Annotated in this window: 9 protein-coding genes; 1 reads left to right on the forward strand and 8 read right to left on the reverse strand. The window is 36.9% G+C overall.

Features of this window, described 5'->3' with window-relative positions; translation table 11 throughout:
* Positions 1–39 precede the first annotated feature (39 nt).
* Complete coding sequence (locus H5088_RS01410) at positions 40–2,307, reverse strand: DNA internalization-related competence protein ComEC/Rec2 (RefSeq protein ID WP_182752040.1); 2,268 nt, start codon at positions 2,305–2,307, stop codon at positions 40–42.
* Here H5088_RS01410 and H5088_RS01415 point away from each other — a divergent pair.
* A complete protein-coding gene (locus H5088_RS01415) occupies positions 2,287–2,793 on the forward strand; it encodes a DUF2062 domain-containing protein (RefSeq protein WP_024595571.1) in 507 nt (168 codons plus the stop codon). The two genes, H5088_RS01410 and H5088_RS01415, sit on opposite strands and share 21 nt — an antisense overlap.
* Before the next feature lie 102 nt (positions 2,794–2,895).
* On the opposite strand, the gene H5088_RS01420 is transcribed toward H5088_RS01415, so the two are convergent.
* The 7 genes from H5088_RS01420 to H5088_RS01450 all read right to left on the reverse strand — a co-directional run bounded on the left by H5088_RS01420 (position 2,896) and on the right by H5088_RS01450 (position 15,643).
* Positions 2,896–4,641: a DUF3466 family protein gene (locus H5088_RS01420; RefSeq protein ID WP_182692356.1), complete on the reverse strand. Its 1,746-nt coding sequence runs from the start codon at positions 4,639–4,641 to the stop codon at positions 2,896–2,898.
* A gap of 11 nt (positions 4,642–4,652) precedes the next feature.
* Positions 4,653–6,566 carry an ABC transporter ATP-binding protein gene (locus H5088_RS01425; RefSeq protein WP_002961781.1) on the reverse strand — a complete coding sequence of 638 codons (1,914 nt, stop codon included), beginning with the start codon at positions 6,564–6,566 and terminating at the stop codon, positions 4,653–4,655.
* A gap of 15 nt (positions 6,567–6,581) precedes the next feature.
* The gene (locus tag H5088_RS01430) at positions 6,582–6,821 is read right to left on the reverse strand and encodes a glutaredoxin family protein (protein ID WP_002961779.1); all 240 of its coding nucleotides are present in this window, start codon (positions 6,819–6,821) and stop codon (positions 6,582–6,584) included.
* Positions 6,814–8,931 carry a bifunctional 23S rRNA (guanine(2069)-N(7))-methyltransferase RlmK/23S rRNA (guanine(2445)-N(2))-methyltransferase RlmL gene (gene rlmKL, locus H5088_RS01435; RefSeq protein ID WP_138489126.1) on the reverse strand — a complete coding sequence of 706 codons (2,118 nt, stop codon included), beginning with the start codon at positions 8,929–8,931 and terminating at the stop codon, positions 6,814–6,816. The genes H5088_RS01430 and rlmKL overlap by 8 nt, the downstream gene beginning before the upstream one ends.
* A 91-nt stretch (positions 8,932–9,022) precedes the next feature.
* Entirely contained in the window at positions 9,023–9,553 is a 531-nt protein-coding gene (locus H5088_RS01440) for a cell division protein ZapC (protein WP_002961896.1), read from the reverse strand.
* Between the two features lie 117 nt (positions 9,554–9,670).
* Entirely contained in the window at positions 9,671–10,681 is a 1,011-nt protein-coding gene (pyrD, locus tag H5088_RS01445; protein WP_039488000.1) for a quinone-dependent dihydroorotate dehydrogenase, read from the reverse strand.
* Between the two features lie 120 nt (positions 10,682–10,801).
* The gene (locus H5088_RS01450) at positions 10,802–15,643 is read right to left on the reverse strand and encodes an NAD-glutamate dehydrogenase (protein ID WP_182715536.1); all 4,842 of its coding nucleotides are present in this window, start codon (positions 15,641–15,643) and stop codon (positions 10,802–10,804) included.
* Between the last annotated feature and the right edge of the window lie 84 nt (positions 15,644–15,727).

A 15,727-nucleotide genomic window follows, 5' to 3' on the forward strand; every position in this document is an offset into this window, starting at 1 on the left:
CTCCCTGTATTGTATCCTTCGATGAGATAAAACTAAACGTCAATCTTTGATAAACCAATAACTTTCCTGCCCTCTTGCTGTTTCTATGACCAAATTGTTTGAGTAGAATTTAATACTAATTTGTCCTTCAACGCCTGTTGTAAATTGCTCGGCGCTTATTGCTTTGTAACGCTCGACAACAACGGGCTTGGGAAATTCCCACTGTCCTTTATAAGCACTTGAATGAATCACAACTTTAGGGCCAACATTACTAATAAAATTAACACTTGAGGATGTATCACTGCCATGATGCGGGCTTAACATGACTGTACTTTTCAACGGTGTATTATTCGCTAATAATGAGGCTTCACGGGATTTTGATATATCACCTGTAAATAACACACTATAAGTATTACTCGATACTCTAACAACGCATGAATCGTCGTTTTCATTTCCATACCCTATAGTGCTAAAGCTTTCTACTCTTAAACCGACAAAATCAACACTTTGGACTTCACACACATTAAGTGTATTTTCAGGATGAAATTGCTTTAATGTTTCCCCAAATCCAGCTTCAATAAAATGCTCTATTCCTCCAGCGTGATCGCTGTCTTCATGACTTAGAATCGCTGTTTTTACTGTGAAATTATTTGCTTTTATATAAGGCAATAAAATACTTCGCGTACGGCTAAAACGATTAAAATAACTTGGACCAAAATCATAAATAAGCACTTGGTTATCTTTTTCAATTAATGCCATGAGACCATGCCCAACATCAAACACATGAAGCTGCCAGTTAGGCTTTTCTTTTAGAAGATTATTCAATAAAAGTACTGTTAAAGGAATGAAAGAGAGCAATTTATAGGGGAGGAAGTAAATCATCAACATAGTAATATAGGTAAAAATGACGAATATTAACTCGATTCTTCCTGTTATCAGCCATCTTAACGACTCGGGTATTTCATAAAGTAATTTAAATAACGCATATAACCCTGTATCAAACAAATGTATTAAATTACCTATATCTAAAAAAGTACTCAGTAATGTAAAAACAATCAAAAATGGCAAAATAATGATGGAAAGAAACGGTATCGCAATTAAGTTAATGACTAGGCCCGCAATACTTACGCCATTAAAAAAATAAAGTGAAAGTGGTAATAAACCGATAAACAATGCTACTTGAATAACAAATAACGCAATAATTTTGTTTTTGATTCGTGTATTTAATATTGGTAATTTATTAATAACAGTAAAAATTATAGCGACCGCTAAAAATGAAAAATACAGACCTGGATTAAGTAAATTAAATGGGTTAACAGCAAGCACTATTACCAAGGCAAATAAAATACTCCGCCATCGCAGCGGCTGCTTAGCAAGAAAATAAAGTAACAAATAACAACCCAGCATAATTAGTGCTCGCGTTGCTGATACTAAAAAGTCACTTAAATATACGTAAACTAATGCAGCTATAAAACCGAACGAACTGTAGTAAAGTGTAAGATTAAATGATTGACCAATTGAAAAGTTTATTTTCGTACAGATAAATCGAATGAATAAATAACCAAAGCTAAAAATCAAACCAATATGTAAACCCGATATAGCCAGTAAATGACTTAACCCAAGTGATTGCATTAATTGTTTATCTGTATAGCTCATTAACGATTTATCACCACTGAGTAATGCATAATAGAGCCACTGCAATCTTGTATTTGTATAGGTATTTTTAATGAAGTTTTGATAATCTAGTACGATGCTTTGTTTATCGCTGTGTATTATATTAAGCTCTTTATTGAGAACTTTGCCTTTAAATAATATTCTATTTATAAATGCATAACGTTCAGTATCAAACACATTAAAATTTTTATTACTGCGAAAATATTTTAAATGGATTAATGCAGAGAATTCATCCCCGACTGTAAAAGGCTGTGCAGAATTAACACTGAGCATTGCTTTGGGTGCTCTAAAATTCGAAAAGCTACTCCCATCTAATGCCACTATTTTGGCTTTGATATACTGAGGTTTTTTATCAGAAATAATCTCTTCAACAACTAATGTAGAATCAAGTGCATACTTTTCGTTCGGTTTTGGTATTTCAAAACTATAAAAAAGGTAAAAATGCATACCAACAAAGCAAATTGCACAAATAAAGCCTAACAATACGTTTAAAAACGGCTTAAAATAAGCGCTCACTATTACAATGAAAATTGTGAAGACTGTAAATTCGAGAGTTTGATAATAAAACACGGTTGCTACACAGCCAATTACAAACCCAAGACTTATCCACACTGATGTAAATGGTTGCTTTAAATGGCTAAAAAAACGATCCAAAGATTTTTACCTGATCCAAATAAAATTAGACATCATAAATCACTAAAAATATTTGGACGACTTTTGCAAGACGCAAATCTTTGGCATTTAAATAGACGTTCAGCTCGAGGGGCCTTCGCGGTCGGGTTATTTTTTGCTTTCATCCCTGTTCCTTTTCAAATGGTTTTAGCCGCAGCAGGTGCTATATTATTTAGGGTTAATTTACCCATATCAGTTGCTTTAGTATGGCTTACGAATCCATTAACCATGCCACCTATCTTTTATGGCTCATACTTAGTGGGTACGTTAATACTTAATCAGCCAGAACAACACTTTGTATTTGAAGCAAGTTGGTCTTGGTTTTTAGAAAGTATAGAAACAATTGGTCCTGCATTTTTATTAGGTTCATTAGTATGTGCTTCTATTGCATCAATTATAGGATATTTTGGTATCGATATTATTTGGCGCCGCTCTGTGAAAAAAGCATGGTTATCACGAAATAATTAGTGGCGTTAAAGCTAAATAATCGCTGCAATCCTAATCTAATAAAATATTATAGACGAAAAAAAACCAACTTTATCAAGTTGGTTTTTTTATAATCAATAAACTTTAAAAGCGAAATACACGCCTTAAGCCAACCAGTGGTAATAACAATAATGTATACCAAGGGAAGCTAGCAGAGTTACGCTCATAAACTTCAGCTTCTACTGGAGCACAGCTTTCTACTTCACCATTTGCAATGGGCGTTAGTTTAACTGCTATTGCAATACTCTCATATTCAATTTCACCATTAATATCAGTTACTACACCGCCTAATGAATCTAGCTTTTCGACTGTTTTAGTCGCAGTACCAAATATTTCATTATTTTCGTTGATAGCAGTCGCTTCAACCATAGTATAAGCGTAATCAGTTTCACCGTCGGTGTCATAACAAGGCAGTAAATCGTTTAGATTAGTGATTTTGTCTTCACCAATTTTGTAAATAAAGGCCTCTTTGAGTCGCGAGCTATCAGAAACACCCACTTCCCCTTCACCTACAATATAACCTTGGTTGTTTATATCGTTACCGTAAGAACTTGAGCTTGAAAAGTAATCAGTAGGGAAAACCGTACTACCCGTTGCTATATCATGGTAAAAGAATTTATTACGAAGAGTGCCTTCAATACGCTTAGTTGCATAACCTGTAATTACATCGTTATCATTAATAGCAATTGATTTACCAGACTGCCAGTCATCTTCTTGATTAATAAAATCAACAACCGCACCGTCTTTAAAATAAACTGGCATTGTAAGAATTGTATCGTCATTTTTGTAATAACGTGTATTCGATGATCCTACAATTGTCCCGTTGTTGTTCACTGCTAAAGCAGTACTTGTAAATGCATCATCTTCCGCTTCACCTTCGTCAGGTGTCAGTGCCATACCAAGCTCTTCAACAGACGTGATATTAAGTGATTCATCAAGTTCCCATTTAACAGCGCGCTTATTAAATAAGCCTCGTGTAATATTTGTATTTAACAAGTTGATACATACTGACGTAGGTTCGTCTTCATTATCACAGTTATCATCAATATTATCTTGTCTGTCATCTGGAATGCTTGTAGACATGTTACCTACAACGGTATAACCACTGTTAGTTTTAATAATATCGTTGGCACGACTTGTACCACCGTATTCATTAAACTCAGGCTCTAACTCAACACTTACACTGCCATCAGCGCTTATTACAATCCCACGCTCGATAAATTCATGAGTAAACCATGTTTCTGCATCATCTTCACCATCAGGTGTAAAAGATACTTTATCGTATGGAGCGCTTCCCCAACCGACTGTAACACCATCTTCAGTTACAGCATTAAAAAGGTTAGTAGTTGAACGTGTTAGTCCGTCATAATCAACAGATGCAATATCAAATAATGGTTGCTCAGTTATTTGTGTATCATTATATTTTATGCCTACTAATGAGCTTAATTTTTGATATTCAAAATTTGTAGAAATTGAAGATAAAAAACTAACCATGAAAGTGTGTGCATCAGCATTAGTAAGTACCGCATCATTATTTTCAATGTCATCAAGTGTGAAGGTAATCTCTTTATCACTTAATTCAAATGCTGCCTCTGTATTGTCATAGCTATTTTCAATAAGGTTTTCAGTAAAATCTATATAGCTTGTATCAATAGGTAAATTGTATAAACCATTTGCGAAACCAATAATATGCCCGCTTTCGCTTACATCTGTTACATAAGAATATTTAGCGTCTTCAAGAGTCCCTAATTCACTTAACTGGTACGTCGCACTTGTTGCTGAAGTGCTTAATGTCGCTAAAATACTGGCAGCGAGTAATTTATATTTCATTTTAATCCTTACTACTGATTCTGTAATTCTTCAAGTTCTTCCCAGCGCTCAAGGGCAGCTTCAAGGTCAGACTCAAGTTGTGCTAAATGGTTCAATGCTTTAGTTGTTACATCACTCTCTTGTTTAAAAAAGTTTGCGTCACTCACTACAGCTTGTTGAGCTTCAATTTCAGCTTCTAGTTTTTCCATTTTATTCGGTAGTTGCTCTAATTCAAGTTTTAATTTGTAAGAGAGTTTATTTGTCTTAGCTGCTGGTTTTGCAGCTGGAGCGGCTACTTTTTCAACTTTTTTTACTGGTTGTTGCTGAATTTTTTTTTCTTGTTCAGCTAAGTAACCAACATAAGCTTCATAGTCGCTATAACCACCGACGATATCTGTTACTTTACCATTGCCTTCAAATGCCCATACACTAGAACATGTATTATCAATAAATTCTCGGTCATGGCTTACAATCAGCACTGTACCTTGATATTGATTAATAATGTCCTCTAATAACTCTAACGTTTCAATGTCCAAGTCATTCGTTGGCTCATCGAGAACAAGTATATTAGATGGTTTTAAAAACAGTTTAGCTAATAGCAGTCTATTTTTTTCACCACCAGAGAGTGCTTTAACCGGGGTTCGAGCGCGTGCTGGAGGGAACAAAAAGTCTTGCAGGTAACCTAAAACATGGCGTGAACGACCGCCCATCATCACTTCTTGTTTACCTTCGGCAACGTTATCTTGAACAGTTGCTTCTTCGTCAAGTTTTTCACGGTATTGGTCAAAGTAAGCAAACTCTAAATTAACACCTTGCTTAGTAATACCACTATCAGGTTCTAAATCACCAAACATTAGTTTTAATAGTGTTGTTTTACCAATACCATTTGGGCCTACTAGGCCAATTCTGTCGCCACGCATTACAAGTGTCGAAAAATCATCAGCAATAACTTTGTCTTTAAATGCATGGCAAAGGTTCTTAGCTTCAAATACCAACTTACCTGAGCGATCAGCTGTTTCAATATTAAAGTCAGTTTTTCCAACTTGATCAACACGTTGCTTGCGCTCATTACGTAGCTGTTTTAGCTCTCGAACACGCCCTTCGTTACGCGTTCTTCGCGCTTTAACACCTTGGCGAATCCACGTTTCTTCTTCAGCTAAACGCTTATCAAACAATGCATTTTGCGCTTCTTCTACTTTTAAATCATGCGCTTTTTGCTCTAGATAAGTCGCGTAATCACCTGGGTAGGAAATAAGTTTACCGCGATCTAAATCTAAAATACGCGTAGCGACAGCGCGAATAAACGCACGGTCATGCGATATAAATACAATGCCGCCTTTAAATTCTTTTAAAAACTGTTCAAGCCACATTACACTAGCCATATCTAAATGGTTTGTTGGCTCATCTAGTAATAATAAGTCAGGCTCACTTACAAGTGCACGCGCAAGTGCTACTTTACGTAACCAGCCACCAGAAAGAGACTCAAGCTTAGCCTCTGGTGTTAATTCTAATTGTGTCAAAACTAATTGAATTCGGCTATCAAAACGCCAACCATCAGCGGCTTCAAGTTGGTTTGATAAACGTTCAAGTTTATTTAATAACTTATCAGTACATTGTGTTTGCAGTTCGTTGCTAACATGATGAAAATCAATGAGTAGGTTAGCGATTTCTGGCATACCCTGTGCAACGTAATCAAATACAGTTCCGCTTGCACCTTTTGGTGGATCTTGCTCTAAACGAGAAATTCGAATACCACCAAGCTGATTTATTTCACCATCATCTAAAACAACTTGTCCATCGAGTACTTTTAATAAGGTTGACTTACCCGCGCCATTTCGACCAACTACACACACTCTTTCGCCACTTTCTATAACAGCGTCTGCTTTGTTAAGCAAAGCATGTGTACCAAAAGCAAGTTGTGCTTTTAAAATTCTTATTAAATCCATAGTTCTTATTTGCTCTTATTCTGCTTGTGCTAAAAATTCGCGCACAGAGTGTAAAGTAAAAGGCCAATATAATTTCTCGCCTTTTTCACTTTTTAATACAGGAATAGTAATTTGATACTCAGCAATAAGCTGCTCATCAGTCATAATATCGATTAGTAATAACTCACTGTTGTCATTTAGTACATCAGTGATAAGTTGCTCAGCCTGTTCGCACAAGTGACAACCATCAGTATGATATAAAATCCATTTAGCCATGCGTAATTAGCCAGCTATTATGGATTTTTTTATTACGTTTGAAGTCTGGTGATAGCGTTTTATCTGAGATATTAACGGCTTTTAAACCTAAACCAATCAGGCCAACTTCATCCATTACAAAACCACGTTTGTTATTAGAGAAAATCAAAGTACCTGATGGACTTAAGATCTTTTTTACCCACGTTAATAATTTAATGTGATCACTTTGCACATCAAACGCGTCTTTCATACGTTTTGAGTTTGAGAACGTTGGAGGGTCTAAAAATATCAAATCATATTGTGCTGTCGCATGCTCTAACCATTTTAAACAATCTGCTTGTTCAAAACGGTAACGTGTATTACTGATATTGTTTAAATCGAAGTTATCTTGGCCCCATTTTAAATAGGTTTTAGATAAATCAACTGTTGTAATTGCTTTAGCGCCACCAAGTGCAGCATGCACAGAGGCAGTACCTGTGTATGCAAACAAGTTTAAAAAGCGCTTATCTTTCGCATTTTCTTGAATATAACGACGCATTAAACGGTGATCTAAAAACAAACCTGTGTCTAAGTAGTCAAATAAATTAACTTTAAACTTAGCACCAAACTCTTCAACTACCATAGTTCGGTTTTGTTTAGACATGGCCGTATACTGCTCTTCGCCCTTTTGCTTTTTACGCACTTTTACAGCAATATTTTCAGGTGAGATATCAAGTTGTTGCGAAGTCAATGTTATTACGTCTTGCAGGCGTTTTTCTGATGTTTTTTCATCAATTTCTTTAGGCGCTGCATATTCAAAAATAACCGCAGAATCACCGTAAATATCTACAGCAACATTGTACTCAGGGATATCCGCTTCATAAACACGATAAGCGTCTACTTTATTTTGTTTAAGCCAGTTTTTTAAGCCTTGCTTATTCTTTTTCAATCTATTTGCGAATGACGTAGAGCCCTCAAAATTAAGCGCTTTTTTATCATCGGTAGTCAAACTTACTTGCTTATCATCTAATTGATATAAGTTAAGTTCAACATCAAGTGGGCCATTTTTAAACTTATAACGCTTAAGGCGCACAAGTTTTAAAAGTTTAAATAAGCTCTCGTCCATACCTAGTAAGGCAAGTTTCCAATGATTAAAGTGCTTTTTAAAGCCAACACCTAAATTACGGTGTAAATCAACAAGCTCAGCCATAGAACCAATACGTTCACCATAAGGTAAGTTTGAAATTACAACACCCGGTAATTTTGCAACAGCAGTAAGTTTAGTTGCATCGCTTTGCTTAAACTTAATAACATCATCAAGCTCAGCACGTTTGGCATTATCAATCGCTTTATTTAAAACTTGTTCATCGTAATCGTGGCCAATTAACCACAATTTAGGATCGGTAATGTTAGCAAGTAACTCTTCTTTAAGTTCTTTAAACTTAGCGGCTCTAAAACTGGGTAAACGCTCAAAAGCAAAGCCTTCACGAAATAATCCCGGTGCTTCGTTTCGTGCCATCCCAGCCGCTTCGATTAAAATAGTACCCGCACCACAACATGGATCGAATAAAGGTTGTTTTACATTATCAAGCCAACCACTTCGTTTAATTAATGCAGCAGCTAAATGTTCTTTAATTGGTGCTTTACCTTGACCTTGACGGTAACCACGTTCAGACAAACGAGGGCCCGAATAATCAATATACATAGAAACGCCGTAACGATTTAATCGTGCAACAACACGCACATTTGCATCTTGCTTATCAACGTTAGGACGCTGCTCGTATAAATCATTAAAGTAGTCAACAATCGCATCTTTTATTACAAGACCCGAAAATTGTGTGTTTTTTAATGAGTCATTGGTACCGTTGAAGTCGACAGCGAATGTTTGAGTTGGTCCAAACCACTCTTGCCAAGGTTGCGAGCGAGCAAAATTATACAGGCTATTCTTGTCATCTACGCCTTCTTTTTCTTCAATAAGCATAAGCACACGCGTTGCAAAACGACTTGATAAACAAACCTTTTGCGCCAGTAATGAGTCAGCCTCAAAACGAACAGAACCAACAGTTTGCTTAGACACAGTTGCGCCAAGTTCTGTTAGTTCATCAACCAATAAATTTTCGATTCCGATAGAAGTAAGTGCGATAAATTGCAAAGTAATAACCCTTAATAGCTAATTGCGCAGGATTATAACATAGGTTGGGCGACAAACACGCCATAAAGACACGCTTAAGACTTAAATTTGGTTAGGCGGTTTGACTTTGATATTGCTGATTTAGGATGGGGTGTACTCGATTATTCAAAATACGGATTACTTCAAATTGCGCTAAAGATAAATTTTCGTCTAATTTAAAGGTTTCGCTTAAATTTAAGCAAATAGATGCATCAGGGCAATGCTCTACAATTAAAAAATCGCCAGTCTGCGCTTTAGATATTAATTTAACTATTGCTTCTACACTTGGCTCTGTTCCAGTGTATTCTTCAAAAAACCAGCTTTTTGATAAAACGGGTTTTAAGTGATACTTAACAGCGGTTGCATTTAGCGATATTTGACAAATTTGAGCAGCAGACCACAATTCAAACCCATCTAAATAGTTATAAACTTGTTCATAAAATGCAGCATCTTCTAAACTAAAACGTGGATTTTTAAAAACAGAATCGGTGAGTTGTCTTAACTTATAGGGCGTACATAATTGCATGTCGTCATTTAAATCAAGTAATAAACGATTTTTATTAGGACAAGTAATCCACTGCCATTGCTTTGATGCTTGTAACATTTACTCCTCCTTGGGTATGTTGAATAATTATTGCCCACAGTATAACCGCTTTTGACCACTTTTAAAATGCTTGCTTAGAACATTTATCGAACGATCAAAAGCTTAGATAACTGATCCTTATAAGCCGTTAACGATCGACTTTACCAATTGTGGACCTTTGTAGATGAACCCAGTATAAACCTGGACTAAATTTGCGCCTGCATCGAACTTTTCTTTTGCAGATTGCGCATCATCTATTCCGCCAACTCCGATGATTGGTAATTTACCTTGTGTTAAGCGTTTCAATTCACTCACTACCTCTGTAGAACGCATTCTAACAGGGTGACCTGATAAACCGCCGGCTTCTTCTGCATATTGCTGGCCCATAACTGCAGCTCGCTCAAGCGTGGTGTTGGTGGCAATTACACCATCGATTTTATTATTTAAAAGTGATTCACTTACTTGTTGAATTTGAATTTGATCTAGATCCGGTGCAATTTTTACAAGCATAGGCACTTGTTTATTGTGCTTTGCAACTAAATCTAACTGTTCGTTTTTAAGACTTTGCAGTAAATCATCAAGTGCAGCGCCATATTGCAAATCACGCAAGCCAGGTGTATTTGGTGATGAAATATTTACCGTAATATATGAGGCATGTTCAAACACTTTACGCATACAATGAATATAGTCATCTTTACCTTGTTCATTTGGCGTATCTTTATTTTTACCAATATTAATACCGAGTATGCCGCTGTATTTTGCTGCTTTTACATTTGCAACTAAGTTATCAACGCCTTTATTATTAAAACCCATACGGTTAATAATAGCGTTTGATTCTGGCAACCTAAAAATACGAGGTTTATCATTACCAGCTTGAGCACGCGGCGTAATAGTGCCAACTTCAATAAAACCAAAGCCCATTTGGCTGAATGCATCAATACATTCCGCATTTTTATCAAGGCCAGCTGCTAGCCCTACAGGGTTTTTAAATTTCAGACCCAAAAAATCGACTGGCTTATCAGAAATATTTTGCGACCAAGCTAAATTTAAAGGTGTATTGGTAAAACGACGAAGATTATTAAGTGCAAACTCATGCGCCCACTCCGCATCACGGGTAAACATAAAACGGCGAGCTAAATCATAAAACATCAATATAATCCTCTTTTTAAATTTTAGACAAAAAAATACCTCAGAAAAGGCTGAGGTATTGTATAACAATTTTAACAATCAGTTATTTATTTACTAAACAATTAACTGATTAAAGCTAAATTATTTTCCTGACGTATCACAATTGTGGCTTAACAACATAAGTTCACGAAGTGCAACCGAGAACTTAGCAAAGTCGTGACTTTGTGATGTTTTAAACTCAGCCAGCATTTGTTTCCAGCGTTGAAGTAATAAATCTTGGCTATCCATCCACTCGTCTATTTGACTATCAACATCGCTCTCATCACCTTCAAAGCTATTTAATACAACTTCAGATAACGTACGTTGCTGCCAATCAAGCTCTTCTCGATAAGACGAGCGAGCAAGTGCTTGCCAATGATTTGCTACTGGTTGCTTAGTTATTTGCTCTAAGAACCAATGCAGACCCATTCTTGCACCTAGTTTAAAGTAAGTATTGGACACCATCGAAATACTCTTACCTGAACTATTCGCAACTTCTGCTAAATCCATCACAGAGAATAAGCTTGATAAAGAAACAATACGATTAGCTATATCTGTTGGAACGCCCGCGTCAATTAACTTATTGGCCTCAATTACAATACGATCATTTTCTTTTTCAATCATATACGTATTTAAGTTATCGCTTAAATCTTTAAAGGTTGGCGCAAAGAATTCAATTCCTTGTTCAATAGTTTGTGACTTATTACGATGACGTAAGAACCAACGCGTTGCTCGGCGCACAGTACGACGAAGTTGGTAAAGCATTTCAGTTTGAACTGCTGCTGGTATTTTATTATCAAGTGCACTAATAGAAGACCATGTTTCACGCATTTCAAATATTTCGCTAGCAATTGAGTAACACATTGCTATCTCAGCTTCATTAGCACCGGTTTCTTCATGCATACGTACCATGAAGTTTAAACCCATATCGTTAACGATACTGTTAGCAAGTTTAGTTGCAATAATTTCTTTACGAAGTGGGTGGTTGTTCATCGCATCGTTAAACTTCTCACGCAATGGACGTGGGAATGACTTAACAAGCAATTGGCGATAGTAAGGGTTTTCAGTAATTTCATCACTTACTAAAGACTCTTTTAATACCATTTTTGCGTAAGACACTAGCACTGAAAGCTCAGGACGAGTTAAGTCTTTACCTGCAGCGGCGCGTTCTGCCAATTCTTCATCACTTGGAATAAATTCGATAGCACGGTTTAACTTGCCTTCTTTTTCAAGCGCATGAATAAAGCGAATCTTTTCTTTGAGCGTTGAAGTTCCTTTAGACTGCGTAATTGAAATAGTATGTGTTTGACGGTAACAGTCTTTTAATACTAATTCAGAAACTTCATCTGTCATTGAGTAAAGTAGCTCATCACGTTGTTTACGTGTTAGGTCACCTTCAGCGACTAAGCCATTAAGTAAAATCTTAATGTTAACTTCGTTATCTGAACAGGCAACACCCCCTACGTTATCAATAAAGTCAGTATTAACACGACCACCTTTAGCTGCAAATTCAACACGACCTAATTGCGTTGCACCTAAGTTACCGCCCTCACCTATTATTTTAGCGCCTAAATCTCTACCATTGATACGTAGTGCATCGTTTGCACGATCCCCTACATCGGCATCAGTTTCTTTAGAGTGTTTAATGTATGTACCAATACCGCCATTCCACAGTAAATCAAACTCCATCATTAATGAGGCTTTCATTAACTCATTTGGTGTCATACTAGCTTTTTTAGTGCCCAACATTTTTTTCATTTCTGGGCTAAGCGTAATTGATTTAGCTGCACGAGAGAACACACCGCCACCGGCAGAAATTAGCTCTTTATTGTAATCTTCCCAAGAAGAACGCGGCATATTAAATAAACGTTCGCGTTCAGGGTAAGATGTAGCAGCATCTGGATTAGGGTCAACAAAAATGTGCATATGGTTAAAGGCAACTTGTAGACGAATATGCTTAGATAACAGCATACCATTACCAAATACATCGCCTGCCATATCGCCAATTGCTACTACTGTAAAATCGGTAGATTGACAATCAATATCCATTTCACGGAAATGTCGTTTAACTGACTCCCATGCGCCTTTTGCTGTGATACCCATTTTCTTATGGTCATAACCAACCGAGCCACCAGATGCAAATGCATCACCTAGCCAGAAATTGTATTCGTTAGCAATGCCATTTGCGATATCAGAGAAAGTAGCGGTTCCTTTATCGGCTGCAACTACTAGGTAAGCATCATCTTCATCGTGACGAACAACATCGCGCGCAGGTACTATTTCACCACGCTCAATATTATCAGTAATATCTAAAAGACCACGGATAAAGATTTTATAACACTCTTGGCCTTCTTTGATAAACGCTTCACGCTCAGTCGGTAGTTGTTTACATACAAAGCCACCTTTAGAACCAACAGGTACGATTACCGTATTTTTAACTTGTTGTGCTTTAACTAAGCCAAGTACTTCAGTACGGAAGTCTTCACGACGGTCGGACCAACGCAGACCACCACGCGCTACTTTGCCGTAACGTAAATGCACACCTTCTACGCGCGGAGAATAAACAAAAATTTCAAACGCAGGTAAAGGAAGTGGTACATCTGGAATTAAGCTAGGTTGTATTTTAAACGACACATAAGACTTAAACTGTCCGGCATCGTCTTTTTGGAAATAGTTAGTACGCAGCGTCGCAACAATCATATCTACGTATAAACGTATAATACGGTCATCATCAAGGTTTGCTACATTTTCAAGCTCTAAATAAATTTGCGTGCTTAGCTTTTCAAGTGTTTTAGCACTTGCAGGGCTTTTAACTGAGAACTTTTTAGCAAACAAGTTAACAATTTGCGCTGCGATATTTGGATAATTTGCAAATGTACTTTCTATGTAACTTTGTGAGAACGTTACACCAATTTGACGCATGTATTTAGCATACGCACGTAAAATAGAGGCTTCGCGGCCTGTTAGACCACCCATTAACACTAAACGGTTAAAACCATCGTTTTCAAGGCGGTTGCCCCAAACATTTGTTAATGCAGCACGAAAACGTGCTGAAATTTTATCAAAATCCGCCATCCCTTTGCTGTCAATAAGCATCGAGAAGTCCATGATCCAGTTGATACGACCATCGCTAGTTTTAACTGAGTATGGTGTTTCACCAACAACGCGAAGGCCAAAGTTTTCAAGCATTGGCATAACATCAGATAAGTGAATCGGCTCATCTTTATGGAATAAGCTTAATCGTACAATATTGCTGTTTGCTTCTTCTTGAGGACGGTAAAACAACATTTCTAGTTTGTTTTCATCGCTAAGTAGTTCTAACTTTTCAATATCAACAACCGCAGCACTTGGAAGCACTTCATCTTTGTATGAGCGTGCAAACGCATTACAGTATTTACGATTTAAATCGTTACCACGAGCTTCACCCGCAGACTCTAAAAGTGCAGATTGAAGTTTATCTTCCCACGTACGTGCAGCTTCTACTAAATTGTTTTCGATGTCTTTCACGTTATATTCGATCTTGTTGTCGGTCACACGAACGGTGTAATGAGTACGCGCCAGTGTTGACTCAGAGAAATAAGTAGTAAATTCGACTTTATCGTCAGAATTAAATGCATTAGCTAATATATCTTGCGTTTCACGACGAAGAGCCGTGTTATAACGCTCGCGAGGTACATAAACCATACAAGATAAAAAACGACCATACGCATCTTTACGTACAAACAAGCGACACATATCGCGCTCTTGTACTTGTAACACACCCATAGCAACTTCAAGTAGCTCACCTTCGCGCGCTTGAACTAGCTCATCACGTGGGTAGGTTTCTAAAATATTTAAAACAGCTTTGTAAGCGTGAGTACCTTTAGCAAAATCACACATTTCCATAATGCGATTAATTTTACTTTTTAACACAGGCACATCAGTAGCACTGTTATTGTAAAAACTTGATGAGAATAAACCGATAAAGCGGTCTTCACCAATTACATTGCCTTCATCGTCAAAACGCTTAATGCCAACATAATCAATGTAAGCTGGACGATGAACACGAGAAACAGAGTTAGTTTTTGTTAAGATCAGTAGGTTGCTGCTACGAGCTTCTTGACGTGCAACTTCAGGTAATTCTGATAATAAGCGAGTGTGTTCTTCAGTTGAGTTTTTCATCAAGCCTAGGCTTGTATCCATTTTACCTTTTAGTTGGTAATCACCTTGAACTGGGCTTAACTCATATTCACGGTAACCCATTAGGGTAAAATTATCTTTAGCTAACCAATCTAAAAACTCAGTTGTTTCTGAAACTTCATCTTTACTTTTATTATGATGACGTTTAGGTAACTCTTTAGTCACTGCAATCAATTTTTTACGGATTGGTTGCCAATCATCAACAGCAACTGACACATCAACAAGCACAGACTCTAATTCTTTTTTGAAAGACTCAATCACAGAAGAATCTGTTTGACGGTCAATTTCAATAAAAAATACAGTTTTAGTAGATGAAGATTCTTGCTCTGCTTTTAAATTTGATAATCCAGAAATTTTAGCGTTTTCATCACGCTTAATTTTTAATGGGCAGTGAAGTAATAAGTGAGAGGCGATATTTTCACGAGTCATGGCCATACGAACAGAATCAACTAAGAACGGCATATCTTTAGTGATAATTTCAACGATTGTATGTGATGACTGCCAGCCATCTTTTGCCACTTCTGGATTGAAAACGCGGATAACTGCGTCGTCAGTAGTATTTTTTTCTAGCGAGTTCCAAAGGCTTAATGCTGCGCCATATAGGTCACTATCGTTGCGGTTTGCCAAATCCTCTTTAGACATATTGCTGTACAAGGCTTTGGCGAATTTCTCAACGAGTAACACATTATCAGCGCGAACTTTTTTCTGGATCAGCTTACAGACATTATCTAGGATAACCGAGGCTTGGCCTTCATTTCGTGTCATTGTATGTTCCTTAATCTATTACTGCTAAAAGCAGAATATTTGTACAGCGTATTATTAGCGTGGAGTCAGTTAAATTCTAACCCT

Origin of the sequence: Pseudoalteromonas sp. SR43-3 (assembly GCF_014163875.1) — a bacterium.
GTDB lineage: Bacteria > Pseudomonadota > Gammaproteobacteria > Enterobacterales > Alteromonadaceae > Pseudoalteromonas > Pseudoalteromonas distincta.

Coding starts and splice junctions, on each gene's coding strand:
- H5088_RS01450 (WP_182715536.1), bottom strand. CDS start 15,643: ATGACACGAAATGAAGGCCAAGCCTCGGTTATCCTAGATAATGTCTGT.
- H5088_RS01430 (WP_002961779.1), bottom strand. CDS start 6,821: ATGGCTAAATGGATTTTATATCATACTGATGGTTGTCACTTGTGCGAA.
- H5088_RS01440 (WP_002961896.1), bottom strand. CDS start 9,553: ATGTTACAAGCATCAAAGCAATGGCAGTGGATTACTTGTCCTAATAAA.
- H5088_RS01425 (WP_002961781.1), bottom strand. CDS start 6,566: ATGGATTTAATAAGAATTTTAAAAGCACAACTTGCTTTTGGTACACAT.
- H5088_RS01415 (WP_024595571.1), top strand. CDS start 2,287: ATGGCTAAAAAAACGATCCAAAGATTTTTACCTGATCCAAATAAAATT.
- H5088_RS01420 (WP_182692356.1), bottom strand. CDS start 4,641: ATGAAATATAAATTACTCGCTGCCAGTATTTTAGCGACATTAAGCACT.
- pyrD (WP_039488000.1), bottom strand. CDS start 10,681: ATGTTTTATGATTTAGCTCGCCGTTTTATGTTTACCCGTGATGCGGAG.